This is a genomic window from Diplocloster agilis (assembly GCF_019042275.1).
Taxonomy (GTDB): domain Bacteria; phylum Bacillota; class Clostridia; order Lachnospirales; family Lachnospiraceae; genus Diplocloster; species Diplocloster agilis.
Genome location: NZ_JAHQCW010000017.1, coordinates 48793 through 72684, shown reverse-complemented (window position 1 = coordinate 72684; position 23892 = coordinate 48793). Strand labels below are relative to the sequence as shown.

16 protein-coding genes and 1 tRNA gene are annotated in these 23892 nt (G+C 45.8%); all 17 read left to right on the top strand.

All coding sequences use genetic code 11. From position 1 onward, the window contains the following. Positions 1 to 129: 129 nt before the first annotated feature. The 17 genes from KTH89_RS11515 to KTH89_RS11430 all read left to right on the top strand — a co-directional run bounded on the left by KTH89_RS11515 (position 130) and on the right by KTH89_RS11430 (position 23892). On the top strand, positions 130 to 906 hold the full coding sequence (locus KTH89_RS11515) for a ParA family protein (RefSeq protein WP_158345250.1): 777 nt from the start codon (positions 130 to 132) through the stop codon (positions 904 to 906). Then, the gene (locus tag KTH89_RS11510) at positions 897 to 1775 is read left to right on the top strand and encodes a ParB/RepB/Spo0J family partition protein (RefSeq protein ID WP_158345252.1); all 879 of its coding nucleotides are present in this window, start codon (positions 897 to 899) and stop codon (positions 1773 to 1775) included. The genes KTH89_RS11515 and KTH89_RS11510 overlap by 10 nt, the downstream gene beginning before the upstream one ends. A 17-nt stretch (positions 1776 to 1792) precedes the next feature. Then, a complete protein-coding gene (locus KTH89_RS11505) occupies positions 1793 to 2314 on the top strand; it encodes a DUF4446 family protein (protein WP_238721812.1) in 522 nt (173 codons plus the stop codon). Between the two features lie 370 nt (positions 2315 to 2684). Then, positions 2685 to 3560: a DUF3881 family protein gene (locus KTH89_RS11500; protein WP_158345256.1), complete on the top strand. Its 876-nt coding sequence runs from the start codon at positions 2685 to 2687 to the stop codon at positions 3558 to 3560. Positions 3561 to 3758: 198 nt separating this feature from the next. Further along, positions 3759 to 3835: transfer RNA gene (locus KTH89_RS11495), tRNA-Arg, on the top strand. 374 nt (positions 3836 to 4209) lie between these two features. Continuing rightward, the gene (locus KTH89_RS11490) at positions 4210 to 4389 is read left to right on the top strand and encodes a hypothetical protein (RefSeq protein ID WP_160642514.1); all 180 of its coding nucleotides are present in this window, start codon (positions 4210 to 4212) and stop codon (positions 4387 to 4389) included. 565 nt (positions 4390 to 4954) lie between these two features. Further along, positions 4955 to 5779, top strand: coding sequence for a ParA family protein (locus KTH89_RS11485; RefSeq protein ID WP_238721811.1), 825 nt, complete (start codon positions 4955 to 4957; stop codon positions 5777 to 5779). After that, on the top strand, positions 5736 to 6683 hold the full coding sequence (locus tag KTH89_RS11480) for a ParB/RepB/Spo0J family partition protein (RefSeq protein WP_238721810.1): 948 nt from the start codon (positions 5736 to 5738) through the stop codon (positions 6681 to 6683). Before KTH89_RS11485 ends, KTH89_RS11480 begins: the two co-directional genes overlap by 44 nt. A 244-nt stretch (positions 6684 to 6927) precedes the next feature. Then, positions 6928 to 7671 (top strand): energy transducer TonB, encoded by a 744-nt coding sequence (locus KTH89_RS11475; protein WP_238721809.1) that lies wholly within the window; start codon positions 6928 to 6930, stop codon positions 7669 to 7671. 79 nt (positions 7672 to 7750) lie between these two features. Beyond that, positions 7751 to 11971, top strand: a complete 4221-nt coding sequence (locus KTH89_RS11470) for a SpaA isopeptide-forming pilin-related protein (protein ID WP_238721808.1) — start codon at positions 7751 to 7753, stop codon at positions 11969 to 11971. A gap of 253 nt (positions 11972 to 12224) precedes the next feature. Continuing rightward, positions 12225 to 12527, top strand: coding sequence for a hypothetical protein (locus KTH89_RS11465; protein ID WP_238721807.1), 303 nt, complete (start codon positions 12225 to 12227; stop codon positions 12525 to 12527). 4 nt (positions 12528 to 12531) lie between these two features. Next, positions 12532 to 13125, top strand: coding sequence for a hypothetical protein (locus KTH89_RS11460; RefSeq protein ID WP_238721806.1), 594 nt, complete (start codon positions 12532 to 12534; stop codon positions 13123 to 13125). 14 nt (positions 13126 to 13139) lie between these two features. Further along, positions 13140 to 13370: a hypothetical protein gene (locus KTH89_RS11455; protein WP_238721805.1), complete on the top strand. Its 231-nt coding sequence runs from the start codon at positions 13140 to 13142 to the stop codon at positions 13368 to 13370. Next, positions 13351 to 13905 carry an HMG-box domain-containing protein gene (locus KTH89_RS11450; protein WP_238721804.1) on the top strand — a complete coding sequence of 185 codons (555 nt, stop codon included), beginning with the start codon at positions 13351 to 13353 and terminating at the stop codon, positions 13903 to 13905. Before KTH89_RS11455 ends, KTH89_RS11450 begins: the two co-directional genes overlap by 20 nt. A 4-nt stretch (positions 13906 to 13909) precedes the next feature. Next, positions 13910 to 14845, top strand: a complete 936-nt coding sequence (locus KTH89_RS11445) for a hypothetical protein (protein WP_238721803.1) — start codon at positions 13910 to 13912, stop codon at positions 14843 to 14845. Between the two features lie 14 nt (positions 14846 to 14859). Continuing rightward, positions 14860 to 23544 (top strand): MutS N-terminal domain-containing protein, encoded by an 8685-nt coding sequence (locus KTH89_RS11435; protein WP_456298705.1) that lies wholly within the window; start codon positions 14860 to 14862, stop codon positions 23542 to 23544. A 15-nt stretch (positions 23545 to 23559) separates the two neighbouring features. Then, positions 23560 to 23892, top strand: coding sequence for a DUF3848 domain-containing protein (locus KTH89_RS11430; RefSeq protein WP_165487134.1), 333 nt, complete (start codon positions 23560 to 23562; stop codon positions 23890 to 23892).

Sequence of the window (23892 nt, the reverse complement as noted above, 5' to 3'; positions counted from 1 at the left end):
CGTGAAACATTCTACAAAATTAAAATTGGAAATGTTTCACGTGAAACATTTTATAGCCTAAGTGAAAAAAACATGTTATAATGTCGACAGGCATTATATGTCTTAGATCACAGACAAAGGAGGATTATTATGGGTAGGGCAATTGCAATCGCTAACCAAAAAGGTGGAGTAGGAAAGACCACCACTGCAATTAATCTTTCTGCTTGTCTGGCGGAAATGGGAAAGAAAGTTTTGACCATAGACATCGACCCCCAAGGTAATACAACAAGTGGCTTAGGCCTTGATAAAAACAATATTGAAAACACGATATATGATTTGTTTTTAGGAGAAGCTGATATAGAAGATTGTATTAAAAAAGAGGTATTGGAAAATCTATCCCTTCTACCGTCAGATATTGACCTGGCAGCGGCGGAAATCGAATTGATCGGCGTCCAAAATAAAGAATTCATTATCAAAGAATCAATCGAAAAGATCAGGGATGATTATGATTTTATAATTATTGATTGCCCACCTTCACTCAATATGCTGACCATCAATGCAATGACTACAGCAGATACGGTGTTGGTTCCGATCCAATGTGAATACTACGCGTTGGAAGGTTTGACCCAGCTGATTCACACCATTAATCTTGTAAAAGAAAGATTAAATCCCGAGTTAGAAATGGAAGGTGTAGTGTTTACCATGTATGACGCCAGGACTAATCTGTCTTTGCAGGTAGTGGAAAACGTAAAAAGCAATTTACATCAGACAATATATAAAACAATTATACCCAGAAATATAAGGTTAGCAGAAGCGCCAAGCCATGGGTTGCCGATTAATTTGTATGACAGTAAGTCGGCTGGTGCAGAAAGTTATCGTTATTTAGCAGAAGAAGTGATACATAGGGGAGAGGAAGAATGGCAGTAAAAAGAGGAGCATTGGGAAAAGGACTGGATAGTTTAATTCCGGAAACAATCATCAAAACAGATCCGAAACAAAAGGGAAACGGCGATGGCGCAGTTCGTGTGAAAATAAACAAAGTAGAGCCAAACCGCAGTCAGCCCAGAAAGAATTTCGACGAGGACGCTTTACTGGAATTATCGGAATCCATCAAACAATTTGGGGTATTACAGCCATTATTAGTACAGGAAAAGCCGGATTATTATGAAATAATCGCAGGTGAAAGAAGATGGCGAGCAGCAAAAATCGCAGGTTTAAAAGAAGTGCCGGTGATTATCTGCAAATATAATGATAAAGAAGTAGTAGAAATATCCTTGATCGAGAATATTCAACGTGAAAACTTAAATCCCATCGAAGAAGCCATGGCGTTTAAGCGTCTGTTAGAAGAATTCCATTTAAAACAAGATGAAGTGGCGGAACGTGTCTCCAAGAGCAGAACAGCCGTTACGAATTCAATGCGTCTGCTTAAATTAGATGAGAGAGTTCAGCAGATGATTATCGAAGAGAAGATTACCACAGGCCACGCCAGGGCCCTGCTTGCATTTGAAGATCCGGAACAGCAGTTATCAGTGGCAAACGAAGTGTTTGACAAAAAATTGAGCGTGCGGGAAACAGAGAAACTTGTCAAACAATATCAGAATCAAAAAGAAAAAACCGCGGCTGAGCCATTGCGGGATGAGGTTATCTACAAAAACATAGAAGAAAAGATGAAGACGATTATCGGCACGAAGGTATCTATTAACCGAAAGGATAATAACAAAGGAAAGATAGAAATCGAGTATTATTCCAGTGAAGAGCTGGAACGGATCATGGAATTGTTTGAATCTATTCAATAGACTAAAGGAGGAACAGAATGGACATACTTGAAATGTACGGAATAGATCCGTTTTATCTGGCGGCAGGAATTGCGGCATTTTTATTGTTACTAATAATCGTACTATTTATTATACTAATCGCAACTAACAAGAAATTAAAAAAGCTGAAGAGAAACTATGAGGCGTTTATGCAAGGGGAAAACGGAAAATCCCTGGAGAGCCATTTCCTGAAACGTTTTGAGGAAATCGATGGATTAAAAGCCGCCGACCTGAAGCATGAGGAAGAAATCCATAAAATTGTGGAAAATATGAAACTGACATATCAGAAATTAGGTGTTGTTAAATATAATGCGTTCAGTGAAATGGGCGGTAAGCTTAGTTTCGCCATAGCCATGTTAAATCAGAAAAATGACGGATTTATCCTGAACGCGATGCACAGCAGTGACGGATGTTACACTTACGCGAAAGAAGTCGTTAACGGAGAGTCCTTTATCGTGCTGGGAGAAGAGGAAAAACAGGCGTTGGACATGGCGTTACAAGCGGATTTGATGAAAAAATAGTAATTATGTCAACTTAGAATATTGATTTGTAATCTCAAGACCTGGGGCAGACGGATATAGTTAGAATCTAAACAGACTCAAAAAAGAATCAAAAAGGATTCAAGTCAAACTCAGTAAGAAGGGTACAGCCCCGGGTCTGATATGGTTAGCAGGCAGATCAGAATTACAGGCAGATGGAAGGCAGATTAGATTTTACTTGTAAAATAAAAGATCCTATTATATAATGAATGAAATAAAGAATAGATAGACCTTTATTTGGCAGATGTTCTTTCGACTATTGATGATAGGAGAGAGAATTTTTTTAACGAAATATTTTTAAGCAGCCCCTATAATAATAGAAAGTTAGTAAGCATGATGCGGGAGGTAGCATATGCATCAATATTTAAGGGCAATCGGATTCAGTGATGTTACAAAGCAGGATATGGAAACCCTGGTGAAAGATACATGGGACCATTTTGAATATCATGAAATAGTAAATGAAGGCGAAAGCATGAACTTCGCTGAAGTTTCCAAACCGTTTGCAGAACAGATGGGAATCGCCATCAGAGGCGAGTACACAAGTGAAGATGAGTTTGAATGGGAATATTATTATCCGTATTTTAGAGGAGAAGGGATCACATCCACAGAAGAAGTAACGGTGGAGCGTCATGCGGACGGGGATGCCTATTCCGGAGTATGTGATGATGTGAAGATCGGTGTCACCCTGATTTTTTATCTGCAGAATATAGCGGAGTATTTGAATCATATCGGTGAACACAGCTTGAATAGTAATTATACGGTCACCCTGTCGGGCCTCTCGAACAGCGGGAAGATATTGCTTCCAATAAGTAAGAATGAATCCCAGATCAAAAATGACAGGGAGGCCAGCATAAACAGGAATAAGCTGATCGCTGCGGCCAGGAATGGAGACGAGGACGCCATCGAAAGCCTTACGCTGGAGGATATGGATATGTATTCTATGATTTCCAGACGGATTATGTACGAAGATGTCCTCTCCATCGTGGATACCTACTTTATGCCATACGGAGTGGAATGCGACCAGTATTCCATTATGGGTGAAATATTGAATTATCAGCTGGTGGAGAACTCTATTACAAAAGAGGAGATCTATATTCTGACGCTGGACTGCAATGAACTGACGTTCGATATCTGTATTAACAAAGAGGATCTGGTAGGCGAACCGGAGAGAGGACGCAGGTTCCGCGGGACGATCTGGCTCCAGGGAAGAATTAATTATGAAGATTAAATGATTTGAATTTTAAAAAATTAAATTTGGAAGGTTGACTAAATCGCAAATTCACAGTAAAATATAAGTTGCCGGTAATCACCGGCTTATAACTGTTTCCGTAGCTCAGCTGGATAGAGCGACCGCCTCCTAAGGTGTTACTTTATCACTTGCCTTTTCAAAAAAGGCAAGTGGTAATACAAATACAATTTAATAAATGTCGCTATAGCTCAGCCGGATAGAGCGACCGCCTCCTAAGCGGTAGGCCGGAGGTTCGAATCCTCTTAGCGACGCCACAAACAACGCCGAAAGCCTTGATTTTACAAGGTTTTCGGCTTTATTTTTTGTGTGCCTGTGTTTTCGCATAGATGACGAATTAAGGCTGTTTTTTGCTCACGTTTTGCGTGTTCATATTACCATTACCCTCAATTAGCTTGCTAATATAATTAGCAGGAGTTTTCGATTTTTGCTAATCAAAATCGCTTTCCTGCTAATCGCTCAAAAAATCGTGCTAAAAATCCTGCTAATTGAAAAGAGTGCTCATAACAGTTCGAACTTGTTTTACCCTGTACCTTTTTATCCCCTTTTTATTCTGTGTTAGGGTTTCCCTGCCACGCACATTTTTCAAAATGACCGGATTATTATATAATCAACGCAGGAGGTTACACTTATGAAAAACAAAAAGTATTACATCGCTCTCAATGACCGTGAATATGCAGAAATCATTTCTTCACTTATAAACAAACGCAATTCGCTTATCCGGCTTGGCAAATATACCGATGGTGTTGATGAAGTCATTATGAAAGTAAGGAAAGCGAAAAATAGGAACTTTCAAATTCTCTATATATAAGGAAAATATCAAATCGAATAAGTAATTCAAGTTGCACCGTGTCGTTCAGTTACGATACGGTGTTTTCATTCAGCCACCTTTTCCTATTCAGGATCAGGTGGCTTTTTTTATTTTTTCAAAAAATTTTTTTATTTTGCCTTGCCGATTGGTTTCTCCCAGTGGGAATTAGTGAAAGGGTTATTTCTTAACTCCGATTAGGAGCAACTCTTTCGCTGTTCCTTGACAACTGAATATATAGGCACATCGGACTTTAGTTCTGATGATGAGCCACCTTATCGGGTACGCCAAGACCTCTGATAATAGAGCGAGCGAGAATCCCCGGTAAAAGTGTCAGGCTGCACCTGATACGGCGATGACAGTCAGAATGATAATGATACTTCTCTACGGAGCTGGCGGAGAACCCGGCAGAGGTGAAATTCCTATGACACGGTTTCGCAAACTGTGACCGATGTGCTTCCCACACAAAGCAACAGCTTTACGCAGGGGGTGTTGAAAACAAATACTGCGTTGATACATAGCCGTCTGAACACAGCCGGCTATAAATCTATCGAAAGGAGGAAAGCCAATGCCTAACTGTAAAACCATTGCTATCTGCAATCAGAAGGGCGGCACAGGAAAAACGACCACAACGGTCAATTTAGGGATAGGGCTTGCGAAGCAAGGTAAAAAGGTACTCCTTGTAGATGCCGATCCCCAGGGCGACCTTACGACTTGCCTCGGATGGAAAGATAATGACAGTCTGCCGACTACCATTACCACTAAGTTATCCGAGATAATGCGTGAAGAAAACGGAAACCCGCATTTCGGTATTCTGCATCACGAGGAAAATGTTGATTTGCTTCCCGCAAACCTTGAACTGTCCGCTATGGAAATGATGCTTGTAACGACTATGAGCCGTGAAACCGTTTTGAGAACCTATCTGAATAAGGTAAAGAATGATTACGAATATATCCTGATCGACTGTATGCCTTCCCTCGGTATGGTAACTTTGAACGCTTTAGCGGCGGCAGACAGCGTAATCATCCCCGTTCAGGCTCAGTACCTTCCCGCAAAAGGAATGACACAGCTTATGCAGACCATCGGGAAGGTCAAACAGCATATCAATCCGAACCTGAAGATTGACGGTATCTTACTGAATATTGTAGATAACCGAACAAACCTTGCTAAAAGCACGGCGGACGCACTGAGGAAAAACTACGGAAGCGTGATAAAGATATATCACTCAGCCATTCCTATGGCAGTAAAAGCCGCAGAGGTAGCGTCGAAAGGTGTCAGCATATATAAGTATGAACCGAACAGTCCTGCGGCGAAGGCTTACGCTGAATTGACAAAGGAGGTGTTAGCCGATGGCAGGAAGAAAGAGCGACTTCACTCTGCCGACGCTCGATGACCTGTTCTCAACACAGGAAATGAGAGACGATGCGAAACTCGCAAAAATCCGGGATATTCCATTAGAGCTGATAGATGATTTTCCCGACCACCCTTTTAAGGTGCGTGACGATGAAGATATGGTGCAGCTTGTTGAGAGCGTCAAAGAGCGTGGGGTTATCACCCCGGCAACCGTCCGTCAAAAAGAGGACGGCAGATACGAACTCATTTCCGGTCACAGGAGAAAACGAGCGTGTGAGCTTGCAGGCTTTGAAACACTCCGATGTGAAGTTGTAGACCTAACGAGAGATGAAGCAACCATCTTAATGGTGGAAAGCAATTTTCAAAGGTCGCAGATACTTCCCTCGGAAAAAGCGTTCGCATACAAAATGCGTTTGGAAGCTATGAACAGGCAAGCAGGCAGACCGAAAAAAGAAAATTCGACACCAGTGGTGTCAGATTTTGAACGGCAACGAACAAACGAGGTTTTAGCAAACGAAGTTGGCGAAAGTCGTGAGCAAATTCGCAGATATATTCGCTTGACCAATCTTGTCCCCGAACTGCTTGACCTTGTGGACGAGGGCAGAATGAAAATGCGACCTGCCGTTGAGATTTCTTTTCTTGACGAGGATTGCCAGCGTGATTTGGTAGATGAAATCGACCTGAACGACTGCACCCCGTCCCACGACCAAACAATCCGTATGCGAAAGATGTTTGAAGAAAAGAAGCTCACACCCGAAGCCATACAAGCCATTATGTCGGAGCAGAAACCCAATCAGCGTGAGAGAATTGTGCTGAGTGGGGATAAGGTACGACAGTATATTCCGAAGAATATTCCCCTTAACCAAACGGAGGATTATGTCTGCAAGGCTTTGGAGCATTATGCGGGTTATTTGAGAAAACGGGCAGAGCGTGACGCAAGGTAGCAGGAGTAACATTTTACGTTTCCCCTTCCTCACACTCTAACCCCTAAGTACAAGCTAACCTACCGAAGAAAGATATATAACTATCTCTCAATATATATCTATCTCCATAACTTAAAGCTATCTCAAACGATTCGCATCATTCCCACTTAAAGGAGGTGGTTGCTAAAATGAAAGATTAGCCTATTCGCACCTTTGTCAAATTGCAGAGAACTTTCTACAATGAAGGCGAAAGGAGCGAATCGCAATGAAAAACAAAATCTTATGCTTTGGCTTGGTTCTCATTATCCTTGCCTCAATGTGCGGATGTAATGCTGAAAAAGCCGATATTTTGGAAAGCTCGGATATAGCCGACTGTTCTTCTTCGGTGAGTAATACGGAAACTTCCGATGAAACGGATACGGCCGTAGAAATTGAGCCTGAAAAAGCAACAGAAACGGAGAAAACATCTTTTGAGCCGACATCGGAAAGTAACGAGCCTGAAACTGCTCCGACAGAGGGCAAGAAACCAGTTGAAGCCGACAAAACGGATATTCCAGCCGCACCAACGGCAGAAACAGAAACACCAAAGCCCAAAGCGCCCAAACCGACCGTAAGCGAAGAAACAAAAGAGCCGGAAAAGCCTGTCCAGCCGGAAAAAGAACCTCCGACAGAACAGCCTACGGAAGAAGTAAAGCCAAAAACAGCTTACGACTACGAGTTTGACATTGAAGCAATTCGGAGCGACCTCATTTCTCTCGGCTGCTCTATGGGACTTACTCATATTACAACCGATGATGGAATGAAGATTACACCGGACAATGCTTCGTGGGCAACGCCTGTTACGGCTTCCGAGTCGTTTCAGGGTGAACGCCTGAAAAGAAAACTCACGGACTATGTGCAGTCGATGCCGGATATTATCACCGCTTACGGCGGCGCACCAATCGAATATTTCACGATATATATTGAACCGCTTGGAAGCGGCAGCTACCGGATATATTTCCTGTACTGAGTTCGTGAGAACCTACCCTCTGCCCGAAAAGACAGAGGGCTTTTTTATACCCATATTAAGAAAGGACGGTTAAACCGAAATGAAAAATTTTGCAAAATCCAAAGGAAAGCGCATCACTGCCGCACTCCTGTGTGCCGTTATGTGCATTATGTCCCTTCCGCTTTCCGCCTTTGCCTTTACAGCAGAGGAAGGAAAGACAGTAAACGCATATTACGGTGATAAGTATGTGAGTGCAGACGGAGAAATGTATTATTCTCCCTCCACCTATCAGTATATCGCCTATGATTCAAACGGCAATGAAAGTCTGCACACTCAAAGTGCAGGCAATTCGAGAACCAAGCTGATGATTAAGGACAGCAGCGGTTCCCGACAGATTATGTGTATTGAGTCCGGTATTGACTATAACGCAGGAGGAACCTATAACAGCGTAAACGGCAAGAACAGCTCATATTTTCAGAACCTGCCGACAACGGCACAGTACGGAATTATGCTGACCTCCGTGTACGGCTGGCGACCGGGCAAAACTGCTCCGATCAGCGGTACAAACGAGGATGATTTTTCATACGCTACACAGACAATTCTGTGGGAGTATCAGCAGCAGCTTCGCACCTCTCCTACCACGCTGAAAGCAAACAGCTACGGTATCCCTGCCGACACCTACTATCAGTGCCTCAAAGGCAGACCTGCCGAGAAGTGCTATAACTGGCTTCTTACGCAAATGCAGAGCCACGCAACCATACCGAGCTTTGCTTCCAATAAGAGCAGCTCTGCAACCACCTATACGCTGAAATACAATCAGGCGGCAGATAATTACAGTCTTACGCTGACCGATACGAATAATACGCTGTCGGATATTAAGTTCAGCGCAAGCGGTATTACCGTTTCAAGAAGCGGCAATAAATACACCTTCACTTCAAATAAGATGATTGAAACCGCTGTGAGTGTTACGGCGCAAAAGAATGTACCCGGTATTGACGGCAACTTCCTCGTTTGGGGATACCCCGGAAAACAGACAATGATGTCGGGTGCGGAAGATCCGGTCGTATTCTATCTCAAAATCAAGACGGAAACCACCGGAGTCGGTCATATTGTGAAGCACTCCGAGGACGGAAAGGTGGCAAATATTAAGTTCAATATTGCCGGAAACGGCATGAATCAGACCGTCACCACAAAGACGGACGGCACAGTAGATATTGAACTTATGCCCGGCGTATATACCGTAACGGAGCTGACCGAGGACAAGTATGAGCCGCAGAATGTGCAGAGGGTTACGATTGTATCGGGAAACACCTCAACGGTCACATTCAGCAATACACTCAAGCGTGGCGACCTTCAGGTAATCAAATCCTCCGAGGACAATCTTGTGGAGGGCGTTACCTTCCACCTTTACGGCACATCTCTTTCCGGTATTGCCGTTGATGAGTATGCCGTGACAGATAAGAACGGTGTTGCAACCTTTAAGGATGTCCTGATTTCAGGCACAACTCCCTACACCATCGAGGAAGTGGACGCAGCTATCCGTTATGTAGTCCCTGCTAATCAGACCGCACCTATTAAATGGAAAGAGATTACTACCCGCAACTTCACAAACATTCTCAAAAAGTTTGCCGTTACCGTGACAAAGAGCGACCGTGAGGAAGGTACCGCACAGGGCAACGCTTCTCTTGCCGGAGCTGTTTACGGCATTTATAAAGGAGAAACCCTTGTGGACAAATATGTTACGGATCAGAACGGGCAGTTTACCACAAAGGAATATGTCTGCGATAATGACTGGACGGTGCGTGAAATCACCCCGTCCGAGGGTTATCTGCTTGACACCACAATCCATAAGGTCGGTGCTGAACCGCAGCTATATACGGTAGAACACAATCAGACTGCAAACGATGTAAACGAGCAGGTCATCAAGGGCAATATCGCCATCATCAAGCACACCGACGATGGAGAAACAAAAATTGAAACGCCTGAAAGCGGTGCAACCTTTGAAATCTATCTCAAATCCGCAGGAAGCTATACTGCTTCTGAGGAAGATGAGAGAGATATTATCGTCTGCGACGAAAATGGCTTCGGGCAGACAAAGGATATGCCTTACGGCGTATATACCGTTCATCAGACCGTAGGCTTAGAAGGTCGTGAGCTGATGAAGGACTTTGATGTGTTCATTGCTCAGAACGGACAGACCTACCGTTACCTTATCAACAACGCCAATTTTGAAAGCTATATCAAGGTAGTCAAGGTGGACGCAGAAAGCGGCAAGACCATTCCTTATGCCGGAGCAGGCTTTCAGATTTACGATCCGACAGGAAATCTTGTCACGATGTCCTTTACCTATCCTACTCCGACAACAATCGACACCTTTTACACCGATGCAAACGGCTGTCTTGTGACACCGGAGAAGCTCGAATACGGCAAGGGATATTCTCTTGTGGAGGTTCAGGCTCCCTATGGATATGTTCTCGACAGCACTCCTGTGTACTTCGATGTAACGCAGGATAACGCCACCGAAGAAAGCGGGGTTACAGTGATAAAAGTGGATAAGCCGAATATGGCGCAGAAAGGCACAATCACCGTAGAGAAAACCGGCGAAGTGTTCTACGGAGTGAGCGTAAGCGGCTCGGAGGATGCCGAGGTTATTTATCAGCCGATTTATGAAATCGCCGGACTTTCGGATGCGGTTTATGAAATCCGTGCAGCCGAGGATATTATCACGCCTGACGGAACAGTACGCTTTACAAAAGGCGAGGTTGTGGATACCGTTACTACGGGCGAGGACGGGTTTGCCAAGAGCCGTGAACTCTATCTCGGCAAATATGAAGTTCAGGAAATCAAAGCGCCTTACGGTATGGTGTTGAATGATGAAATCCATACCGCAGAGCTTGTGTACGCCGGACAGAATGTTTCCGTGACGGAAACAGCTACCTCTTTCGTGAATGAAAGACAGAAGGCTGAAATCAGCTTGAAGAAAACGCTTGAAACAAGCGACCTTTTCGGTATCGGACAGAACGGCGAATTGAAAAACATCAGCTTCGGTCTGTTTGCCGCAGAGGAGCTTGTATCTGCAAGCGGTACTTCTATCCCTGCTGACGGGTTAATTGAAATCGTTACCCTTGATGAAAGCGGAAACGGTACGGTTAAAACCGACTTGCCTATGGGCAGTTACTATGTAAAAGAGCTTGCCACCGATGAGCATTATATCCTCCCGGATACCAAGTACCCCGTAACCTTTGAGTATGCGGGACAGGAAACCGCAAAGGTTCAGCTTGCGGTCAATGACGGCGAAGCAATCGAAAACGACCTTATCTACGGCTCTGTTTCCGGCAAAAAGGTCGATGAAAACGGCGAACCTCTCGGCGGTGCGCTGATCGGACTCTTTAAGTCCAATGATACCGAGTTTACAAAGGAAAACGCTTTGATCACTGTCACTTCAAGAGAAGATGGCAGTTTTTCTTTTGAGCAGATTCCCTTCGGTATTTGGTATGTAAGAGAAATCGAACAGCCGACAGGCTTTGTCCTGAACGAAACCGTATATGAAGTGAACATTGCCGAAAATGAACAGGTTGTCGAAATCGAAATCGTAAACGAGTTCGTGCGTGGCAATATCACGCTTACCAAAGTGGACGCAGACTTCCCCGACAACAAGCTGACGGGAGCAACCTTTGAAGTTTATCAGGACAACAACGCTGACGGAAAGCCGGATGACGGTGATACGCTGATCGGCACTCTTACCGAAAGCGAAGCAGGAATTTATGAGATGAAAGACCTGCTTTACGGTCACTATCTCGTAAAGGAAAGCAAAGCCCCGGACGGCTTCCTGCTTGATACGGGCGTCTATTCCGTATTCATTGAAACGGACGGTATGACCTATTCCGTCGAAAACAAGGCAGGCGTAGGCTTTATCAACGAAGCGATGAAAGGAAACCTGAAAATCGTCAAGACATCTTCTGACGGCAAGGTGGAAGGCTTCTCCTTCCGCATTACCGGAGCAAACGGCTATGATGTAACGCTCAAAACCGATGAGAACGGCGAAATCTTTATCGAGGGACTTCGCATCGGTGAATACACCGTGTCCGAGGTTGCCGACGAGGTATCTGCACCTTACTCCCGACCTGCCGATAAAAAGGCAAATGTTATGGTCGGCTCCACCACGATTGTGGAAATGCACAATGTTGTCATCGACACTCCGAAAACCGGAGATAACAGCAAGCTCGGTTTGTGGCTTGCCCTGCTCGGCGTTTCCGCTGCCGGTATCGGCGTGACAGTCTATGCAGGCGTTAGAAAAAAGAAAAAGGAGGATGCTGAATAATGGAACCTAAAACAATTATCGCAATCGTTTTGGTCGCCTTTATCATTGGCGGCTTTATCTTTCTTCAGGTAAAAAACAGAAAGAAGAAATAACCTACGGGGGCGGATATTGTCGGGGTCCCCACGGAGTCATTTAGACTTCGTGGGGAGAGGAGGAGCAACGGAGCGTGTGAGCTTTTCGTCGCAAGGCGGAAACGAACAGAGCGTAGTTTGCGACGACGATCCGCCCCTTATTCTTTTTTAAGGAGGAGCCTATGAAAACAATGAAAACAGTTGAAAGTCGGGTTCTGCAAATCCTTCGGGACTGTCCCGAAACGAGAAATGAGGATATGCTGCTTTTCTACCGCTACTACAACCGATACGCCGACTATCTTCGTGCAGGCGAGCTTCCGCTTGAAGATTTGGCATATAACTACAAGGCATACGGACTTCCGTGCTTTGAGTCTATTCGCAGAGCAAGGCAGCGTGTGCAGTCCCTGTTTCCTGAGCTTTCCCGCAACAGCGCCAATGATCAGGACGGCTCTGTTGTAATCGTAATCAACATTAACGGAGGGTAAGGCAATGGGCAAAGAAAAACGAATGATCGGAGATTATACGGTACTCAGTTCGGTCAATGTAGGAGAAAAGGAAATCATCATTGCCTCCAATGAGCAAAGCACGGACGGAGCGAAATTTTTGTGCGGCTTTGTGGAGCGAAACGACCTTTTTGAACTGTGCAAGGAATGTGTGGTAAGCGATGACTATATTGATATTGCCCACATTTTCGGTAGCCGTGTGGCAAATGAAGCGGAGCTGTTCAAAGAACAGGTCAAAAAGCTGGATATTCCAATCACTCTGATAACGGAAACCGACTGTATCCCCGACCATTATTCCAAAGACATCAACGGCAAGGTTATTGCCATTGATCCAAAGGTATTAAAACCTGAATTTCAGAGAGCCGACAGACAGCTCTACTTGGTAACAGGCGGTTTCGGTGCTTCGGCAAACAGCCGTGGAAGCGCTGTGTTCTGCACCAATCTTCATACCGGGAAAAACACCCGATTTGAACGAATGGATGTTATGGGCGAGGTAAAGCCCGAATGTATGCCGGACTGGGCAAAAGAAAAAATTGATGCTATGAACCGAAGCCATAAAAACAAAGACAGAGAACGATAAGGAGGTATAGACCTATGAAAGATACAATTACCCTTCAGCAGAAGGTCAAAGTCTTAAACAAGCTCTTTGACGCAAAATGCAGAACCGAAAAGGACTTGCAGGGACTTTCTATGGAAAGCATTTTGAAAATCCCGAACATCACCATTCAGGATATGACGGTGATTATGGAGCTTCAGAAAGCAACCAAAGCGGGCAAGCTGTTCTCCTACTTAGGCGGTGGTACAGATGAGCAGCAAGCAGAATGACCGCCATATTATCTGGAGCAATATTCACCTTGATTTTGAGAACTGGCGGGCAGACCTTGAAGAACAGTACCCCGACCTGTCCGAAGATGAACTGATACAGAAAATGTACGAAATCAATTCCGACTATCTCGGTGACGAGCGTATGAACCTGAATGTTCAGCTCTCACAGCCCATCTTGGTTGTGGCGGACATCGGGCGTTGGGACGGTCGTTATGACGGATATGCGGAAATCAAGACAGGCAATATTAAAGACTGTTTGTATTCCGAAATGGATATGTGCGAGTGGTATGTGGATAAGTACGGAGATCTCCGTGCCGACGCCGTTCACCACGACGGAACAAATCACTACCTCTACCGTGTGTATAAGGACACCGCAACAGACAGTCAGATTGAAAATCTCAAAGCAAAGATTTACGATGGCAAGGCAACACGAGCCGATATAACGAGAGTGACAAGGCGGCTCGGTGATGAAATTGCCGCCGTTTACGGGTTCGATATTCCCCGGCAAAAGAAAAATATCGAGAGAGCGAGGTGAAAATATGGATTACCGAATTATGACCCCTGCCGAAAGAAAATATACCTTCCGCCAAAGCCAGCAGATTTCTATGCAGACGGGACTTATCGGGTATTTAAGAGCAGATTTCGGCAGTACGGGCAAAGAGTTTTATTCCACTTGGAACGATTTCAGAAAGGACTTAAAGACCGACGATTTCAAAAAGGAATTTGACTTGGTGATAAACTCCTACCGTTTCGGGGACGGCGAGTTTTTAAGCGGCAGAAGTGCTATGTCAAAATTCTGCTATGAACACCCCGAAAGCAGCTACGAGGATGACCGTAACCATTACGGCGTCCGTGTTGATACCAAGCGGTATTCCTACCTTATGCGGTTAAATCCAAACCGTGGAGAGTACAATCTGTACTGCTATTGCTATCAGCGTGAGTGGCTTGACAATCATCTGCAAAAAGCCGAAAAAGGTATTCGCTTTATTGATCTGCACTACAAAGAGCAGTTCACTATCCCTGACGGAGATAAAATCCGCATAACTTTAAGCAGCGGCGAGCATTTCGACAGAGAGTGCAGATATATCGACGATTACCACCTTGAGGTGGGCGACAATCTTTATCATATCTGCGAATTTGCCGAGAGAATGGAGCAAAACGGCAATACCGTTATTCCGTTTCGTTCCTCTCTGCCGGAGCAATGCTATGTGTACTTGCCGACGAGCAATGAAATCGGCATTATCAAAAAGGGCGAAACCGGATATTACAAAACAGACCTGACAGACGGCGTTCCCGGTGAAATGAAAGAGCTTGCCGACTCTATGAACCGTAAGCTCGGTGTTACAAAGGGGCAAGCCGAGGCAATGAAGGCAGGCTCTATGTTTGGGTGGAAAGTCCCTGCCGCCGATCCGAAAAACTATGACGAAAACGGAGAACCCGTAAAGCCAAAACGGAACAAAGAATATGAAAGATAAGGAGGTGTTTCCCGATGGCTCGTAAGTATGACCTTATTTCCGAACTGTACGACCGTACCTGCAAGACGGTGGTATCCTCTCCGCAGAATTGGGAAGCCTTTTTGACTTCTGCTTGCAGAAACTATAAGCTGCGCTTTGATGAACAGCTTTTGGTGTTCGCACAGCGACCGGACGCTACCGCAGTTCTTGAAATTGAGCGTTGGAACGGCACTTTCGGTCGATGGGTTAATCGAGGTGCGACGGGTATTGCGGTCTTTGACGATGCAAGCAGGAGCCGCCAGCGCCTTATCCATTACTTCGATATTTCCGACACCCATCCGAGCAAGTATTCCCGTCCCGTTCCCATTTGGGAAATGAAGCCGGAATATGAGCAGGAAATCACCGAAACCCTTGAAAGCACCTTCGGAACGCTGGATAACAGCCAAAGCCTTGCGGACGCAGTGATGAGTGCGGCACAAAATGCCGCCGAGGATAATCTTCCCGATTATACCCGTGATTTGCTATACTCTGTAAACGACAGCTTCTTGGAGGAACTGGACGAGGACAATATTTCCACCATATACAGAAAAGTTGTTACCAACAGCGTGGCATATATGATGATGGAACGGCTTGGCATTGATACAGAGGAATATTTCGAGCGTGAAGATTTTGAGGATATTATCAATTTCAATACGCCCGGTACGCTTAATGCCCTGGGCTTTGCCACCAGCGACATTGCCGAAATGGGACTTACCGAAATTGCAAAAACAGTGATGTCCCTTGAAAGGCAAAATCGCATAATTGCGGAAAACAGAAAGCCTGATTACAATATAGGCAGAAATCAAAACACAGAAAGGAGTCCACAAAATGAACGAGCTGACATACACGATGCAGGGCGATTACAGACTGCCCAATTTGGAGCTGCCGGAACAGCCGGAAGCGCCGATGGGACGGTACTCCCGAATGAGGGCGAAGTACCTGAAAGAGAACCGCAAGGTGCTGTACTACAATCTCCTGACGAGCTGCAAGCTGAGCGAGCATCTGACGCAGATCGAACAGACGGCGACCGAAATGGAGGAACGCCTGACGAAAGAGATGGCGGCGAAGGAAGGATTGACCGAGAGCCTGAAAGCGACGGATATGATGAGTTGGGTTCGGAAGATGAACAACCTGAAGAGCCGAGTTCAGGAAATCGTGATGAAGGAAGTAATCTTCGCTTAGAGTATTACGACCGAAGCAACGAGGACAGAACCCTTCCGTTCTTCGGTCACGATGATACTATCCGTGAAATCCTTGCAACCACACCCCACCTGAAAGCCACCAAAGATGAAATCCGTGCATTTTACGAAAGTGTAGCCGACGAGGACAAGCGCACCGAGTATATCAAGAGTATTTTCAATAATGATTTTACCGAAGTGATACTGGGCGACGGCAGACGAGTCGGCTACAAGACTTATCAGAATGTGCTTCAGCTTTGGGAAGGTAGTTATCTTAGCCGTACAAAGCAGAGCTTTTACGACTGGGGCGTGATAGCCAAACATTTTGAAGCAATGCGTCTTTTGGGCGAGCTTCAGGACACAATGAAACCCCTGCCCTCTATGGACGGGCAGATGAGCTTAATGCTCAATTACGAAGCAGAGGTAACGAAACCCTCTGCTTTTTCCTTTTCTCAGGAGATTATCGACGCTGTTCTCACCCGTGGAAGCGGCGTGTCGGAGGGAAAGTTCCGCATTTATGAGCAGTTCCAAAAGAGCCTTTCAAAGAAAGAAAATGTGGATTTCCTGAAAAATGAATACGGTTGGGGCGGTTCTTACCCCGTTATCACCGGAACGGGCATTGACGAGCAGCACGATGGCAAAGGCATCAAAATCTCGAAGAATGCAAACGGCGAAGAAGTCAAAGTGCTTCTGAATTGGAATCAGGTTGAAAAGCGCATTTCTGAGCTTATCAAAATGGATAGATACCTGAACCCGAAAGAAAAGGAACTCTATCCGGCGTGGCTTGAGCAACACGAAATTCGCAGAGCCGAAGCCGCAGAGGAACGCAGAAAGCGAGAAATCCTTTCTACTGCACCGTCCGAAAAGAAAGAGCCGGAATCGAGCAACGAAAGATATGAATATCATCTTGGCAACACCGTTTATCTCGGTGCAAACGAGTATGAAATTCTGTCCTTTGATAAGGACCGGGTAATGCTCTATGATACGCAGTTCCCATTGTTCAATAAGGAAATGACAAGAGCCGAGTTCGACCAAAAGGTTCAGGAAAACCCGATGAACGACCACCTGAAAGTAAAGGTTTTACCAGCCGAAGAAATCACGGACAACACAAAGGTGAGAATATCTTTGGATAGCGGAAACGACCTTGTTCATTGGATATATTTTAATCCCGACGCAAATGCCGGTGGTCAGTATGTCTCAGGTGATTTGAGCTTCACTGTTTTTGAAGAACTCATCGAGCAGTATGATATTGCGAATCATCCCGAAAACACGGATAGGTTTGTTGCCGACCTTGAAGAAATGTCGGATCAGTTTTTGGCTGACATCAACACGCCTTTCTTTATGGAAGCGGAAAACGACTATGAGATGGACTGCGACTATACCGAGTTCACACCCGAAAACATTCTCAAAATCCACAAGGATATTCAGCAATTTGAAGCGGAACATCAAGCAGAACTTAACAGAATGGCTGGGCAGAATGAGCCGAACGCATTGCCGGTTTATGACCGTGAAACAGAAATCCTCTACGATGTTCTCTCCGCCCTGAAAATTGATGATGTTGTACTTGAATATGACAGCGCCGGTCTTGTCGCAAAGGACAGTATGGACAATGAGTGGCACGGTCAGGAGTTCTACAAATTCCTTGTGGAAGAAGCCTTTGTCTTTGAGGATGACGGTGGCGTTCTTGGTATCCGTGATAAACTCTTGAAGGACTTTACGGAACTATCCGAGCATAACGGCGTTCCTGTTAAGGACAACCGAGTGCGAGAACCGTATAGAAGTTATCTTGCGGTGAAAGCCGAAAATCCCGACAGCCTTGTTTTGTATCAGGTTGGGGATTTTTATGAAGCCTATGGCGAGGACGCACAAAAGGTTGCTGAAGCTCTTGACCTTGTGATGACCTCCCGTGCGATAAGCGACAGCGAGAGAGTTCCTATGGTGGGCTTCCCGCAGCACACCCTCGAAACCTATATGAATATGCTGACCGACAGAGGTTTTGACCTTACTGTATCAACCGTTGACGGCAGCGAGCGCAAGGTTCTTTCCATTGTTTCTCAGAATAAGGAAGCTCCGGTGGAGTCAAAGCCTATCGGCAGAATTGATTACCTTCATACGGACGGGCGTGTTCGTGAGAGTATCGAATACACAAGTCCCTATCAGTTTGAAAAGGACATTAAGGAAGAAAATTACTACGGCGTTCCGATGAAAATTGTTCTGTATAAGGACAGGGACGGAACGACTATTCAGCAGGACTTTATCTCTCAGCTTGATCCGCCGCCGCAGGGCGTTGAGATTATCGACAGTCCATATCTGAAATCTTCCCTTGATATTGCAAAGGAAATTATTGACGAATACTGTCGAGAAGAATTTGAGCGTGACGAAGGTGCGGACTACTCTAACCTTTCCGAAGTCAATGTGGCATACACAACCACCGAAGATGACAAGCACGAAATTCAGGCGAATGTCAACCTTGTAGACTTCAAGATTGAAACCCTTGTTGACGGTACGGTTATCCGCACCGAACAGTATGACAGTCTTGAGGATATGACCGAGCGAGGTCTGAAGAACCTTTCCTTTGATGACCTTGTTTACCTGTCCGAAGAAGAAATTGAGCGTGTGGAAAAGGCTTCTGCCCCCGTTGTTCCCGCTTGGGAGCAGCCAAAGAAAAGCAAGGTGCAATCCTTTGACCTGCACCCTGAAATTCCAATGTCCGAACGACACAACTTTGACCTTGCCAACAACGAAATTACGGAGGTAAACAAAAAAGAGCGTTTTCACCGTAACTATGCGGCGATTACGGTCTTGAAAAGATGTCAGCAAGAAAACCGCTTTGCCACTCCTGACGAGCAGAAAATCTTGTCGAGATATGTCGGTTGGGGCGGTATCCCCGAAGCGTTTGATGAACGTGCGGGAGCTTGGCATACCGAGTATGCGATGCTCAAAAATATCTTGACACCGGAAGAATACGACTCCGCAAGAGAAAGCACCCTGACGGCTTTCTACACCCCACCTACGGTTATTAAAGCCGTATATAAGGCTATGGAGCAGTTAGGTTTTCGTGAGGGCAATATCTTGGAGCCTTCCTGCGGTATCGGTCATTTTATCGGTATGCTGCCCGACTCAATGAGCGAGAGTAAAATCTATGGCGTTGAGCTTGATACCGTTTCGGCGGGTATCGCACAGCAGCTTTATCAAAAAACCTCTATTGCCGCACAAGGCTTTGAGGAGGCAAATCTCCCCGACAGCTTCTTTGACGCCGTTGTAGGTAATGTGCCTTTCGGGGATTTCAAAGTTCCCGATAAGAGATATGACAAGTACAAGTTCCTGATCCACGACTACTTCTTTGCAAAGTCCCTCGACAAATTGCGACCGGGCGGCGTTATGGCACTCATAACGAGCAAAGGCACAATGGATAAGGAAAACCCCGCAGTCCGTAAGTATATCGCACAGAGAGCTGACTTGCTCGGTGCAATTCGTCTGCCTAACAACACCTTTAAGGGCAATGCCGGAACGGAAGTCGTTTCGGATATTCTTATCTTGCAGAAGCGTGACCGCTTGATAGATATAGAGCCTGATTGGGTGCATCTTGGCACAGACGAGAACGGCATACCGATGAACAGTTACTTTGTCGACCACCCCGAAATGATACTCGGTGAGATGCAGATGGTATCAGGACGGTTCGGCCCTGAACCATCTTGTGTGCCTTATGAGGGTGCAGACCTTGAAGAACAGTTGAGCGAAGCAATCGCCAACATTCACGGTGAAGTTACTGCTTATGAGGTTGAAGATGAGCTGACCGAAGAAGATAACTCTATCCCCGCCGATCCTACGGTTAGGAACTTCTCTTATACGGTGGTAGACGATAAAATCTACTTCCGTGAGAACTCAAGAATGACTCCGGTGGATGTTTCTGCTACTGCCGAAAACCGAATTAAGGGTATGATAACCATTCGTGATGCCGTTAGAAACCTGATTGAATTGCAGACGGAAGATTACCCTGACTACGAGATAAAAGCCGAGCAGGAGCGATTAAACACGCTCTACGACACCTTTACAAGCAAGTATGGGCTGCTTAATAGCAGAGCCAACACTTCGGCTTTCTCGCAGGACAGCTCGTACTCTTTGCTCTCGGCTCTTGAAATCTTGGACGATGAAGGAAACCTTGAGCGTAAGGCAGATATGTTCTTTAAGAGAACGATTAAGCCGCACACTCCCGTTACTTCGGTTGACACTTCGAGCGAAGCACTTGCCGTATCTATGGGCGAAAAAGCGTGTGTAGATATGGAATATATGTGTCAGCTTTCAGGAAAGACCGAAGCAGAAATCTACGAAGATCTAAAGGGCGTTATCTTCCTTAACCCGATGTACGGGTACGGCAACAGCACCGAAGCAAAGTACCTTATGGCTGACGAATACCTCTCCGGCAATGTCCGCGAGAAGCTCGCCTGGGCAAAAAAATCGGCACAGCTTTCACCTGAAGAATACAGTATCAATGTGGAAGCGCTCCAAAAGGTGCAGCCGAAAGACCTGACGGCAAGTGAGATTTCCGTCCGCCTCGGTGCGACTTGGCTGCCGCCTGAGATTGTCGAGCAGTTTGTGTTTGAGTTCTTGGGAACGCCGAGATATGCACAGTGGAACATCAAAATCCATTTTTCCGAGTACACTGGAGAATGGAATATCGAGGGCAAATCCTACGACCGAGGAAATGTCAAAGCGTACAGCACCTATGGCACAAGCCGTATCAATGCTTACAAGATTATCGAGGAAACGCTGAACCTGAAGGATGTGCGTATCTTCGATTATGAGGAAGATGCAGACGGCAAAAAGAAAGCAATCCTGAATAAAAAGGAAACTGCAATCGCTCAGGCAAAGCAGGAGCTTATCAAGCAGGGCTTTCAGGACTGGATATGGTCTGATCCTGAGCGCAGAGAAAGACTATGCAAGCTCTACAACGAAAAGTTCAACAGTATCCGTCCCCGTGAGTACGACGGAAGCCACATTACCTTTAACGGTATGAACCCCGAAATAGAACTGCGGGAACACCAAAGAAATGCGGTAGCGCATATCCTTTACGGCGGCAATACGCTCCTTGCACACGCCGTCGGTGCAGGCAAAACCTTTGAAATGACAGCGGCTGCTATGGAATCGAAACGGCTCGGATTATGCAGTAAATCGCTGTTCGTAGTCCCGAACCACCTCACCGAACAATGGGCGTCGGAGTTCTTGCAGCTCTATCCGTCCGCAAATATTTTGGTGGCTACGAAAAAGGACTTTGAAACCAAAAACCGCAAAAGGTTCTGCGGTCGAATTGCTACCGGGGATTACGATGCTATCATCATCGGGCATTCTCAGTTTGAGAAAATCCCGATGAGCATTGAACGGCAGAGAGCCATCCTTGAACAGCAGCTTGAAGAAGTCACCAACGGCATTGCTGACCTGAAAAGAAACCGAGGAGATAATTTCTCGGTCAAGCAGTTGGAACGCACGAAAAAGTCCGTTAAGCAGAAGCTCGACAAGCTCAACGACCAGTCTAAAAAGGACGATGTTGTGACCTTTGAGGAACTTGGCGTGGACAGGCTTTTCATAGATGAAAGCCATTACTACAAGAACCTTTTCCTCTATACAAAAATGAGGAATGTCGGCGGTATCGCACAGACCGAAGCGCAAAAATCCAGCGACCTTTTTATGAAGTGCCGCTACCTTGACGAGATTACGGGCGGTCGTGGTACGGTATTTGCAACCGGAACGCCGATCTCCAATTCTATGGTGGAGCTTTACACCATTCAGAGATATTTGCAGTACAACACGCTCGTGGAAAACAATCTGCAACACTTTGATGCGTGGGCATCCACCTTTGGCGAAACCGTTACGGCGGTGGAGCTGACACCCGAAGGAACAGGCTACCGGGCAAAGACAAGGTTTGCAAGGTTCTATAACCTGCCTGAACTGATGGCGATGTTCAAAGAGGTTGCGGACATAAAAACCGCAGATATGCTTGACTTGCCTGTGCCGAAAGCAGTCTATCACAATATCTCGGTTAAGCCGTCTGAAATCCAAAAGCAGATGGTAGCCGAGCTTGCAGAGCGAGCAGAAAAAGTACGCAACGGTATGGTGGACGCAAGCGTAGATAATATGCTGAAAATCACCAACGACGGCAGAAAGCTGGCTCTTGACCAACGGCTTATCAACCCGATGCTCCCCGACTTTGAGGGCAGTAAGCTGAACGCTTGTGTGGACGCAATGTTTGAAACTTGGGAAAAAGGAAAGGAAAAACGGCTGACACAGTTGTTCTTCTGTGACCTTTCCACCCCGAAGAATGACGGAAACTTCTCCGTGTATGATGATATTCGTAAGAAACTCATAGAGCGTGGAGTACCCGCCGAGGAAATAAAATTCATTCACGAAGCAGACACCGAAACGAAGAAACTGGAGCTGTTCAAAAAAGTTCGCAAAGGTGATGTCCGTATCCTTATGGGCAGCACTCAGAAGATGGGTGCAGGTACTAATGTGCAGAATAAACTTGCCGCATCCAGCGACCTCGACTGTCCGTGGCGACCTTCCGATTTGGAACAGCGTCTCGGCAGAAGTATCCGTCAGGGCAACGAAAACCTTGAGGTAGATATTTACCGTTTCGTTACTGAAGAAACCTTTGATGCCTACCTTTATCAGCTCGTGGAGGGAAAGCAGAAGTTCGCTTCGCAGATTATGACGAGCAAATCGCCTGTCCGTTCCTGCGAGGATATTGACGAAACCGCACTGTCCTATGCTGAAATCAAAATGCTTGCGACAGGCAATCCGTATATCAAAGAGAAAATGGACTTGGATATTCAGGTGCAGAAACTGCGCTTGCTGAAATCCAATTTTCTCTCTGAAAGATATGCTCTTGAAGATAAGATCATCAAGTTCTATCCGCAGGAAATCGCAAGACGAACTGATACGATTGCGGGCTTGAAATCCGATATAGAGAGAGCAAAACAGCACCCGAAACCGCTTGACGATAGCTTTATCGGAATGACGGTCAAGGGTGTTTTTTATTCTGAGAAAGCGGACGCCGGCAATGCAATTCTTGATGCGTGTCAGGCTATGACGAGTCCCAATCCGGTTCCTCTCGGAGAGTACCGTGGCTTTCAGACAGAGCTTTCCTTTGATACCTTTGCGAAGGAATACAAGGTCAAACTCAAGGGCGAACTCGGTTATTCCGTGTCGCTCGGCACGGACACCTTCGGTAATATTACCCGTTTGGATAACGCTCTTGAGGGACTTCCTAAGCGTTTGGAGATAAACGAACAGGAGCTTGAAAATGTTAAAACACAGTTTGAAACGGCAAAGGTCGATGTGGAAAAACCGTTCAATCAGGAAGAAGAACTCAAAACTAAAACTGCAAGACTGAACGAACTCAACGCACTTCTCAATGTGGATAAGCGTGAGAATGAGATTGTCGGCGGCGAGCCTGATGAGGGCGACGAAGAACCGACGCCGAAAAGCAAAGACCGTGAACGATGAAAGGAGTTGATGAAAATGGCGGTTGATTATAACGATCTGCTCTATGAAAAGGCGCAGAAAGAATACGATGATCTGATTGCCGAGCTGAAAGAATTGCCGAGTGAACAGGTCATTGAGAGAGCTTATGAGAAAGTCATAAAGGAAAACATTCTTTGCATTTTGGAGGATAGCCAGCGTGATCAGAAAGAAGCAAAGGCACTGTACCTCGAAAAATACCCGTTGGACAGGGCGTATCAGGACTGGCTCAAATCGGATGTATCCGAGACAGCTATGCTGCGTGACTCGATTGACGATACTGCCAAAGATGTTGTAAAAGAGCGCAGAGAAAAACAGCGTGAAAGCAGGTGA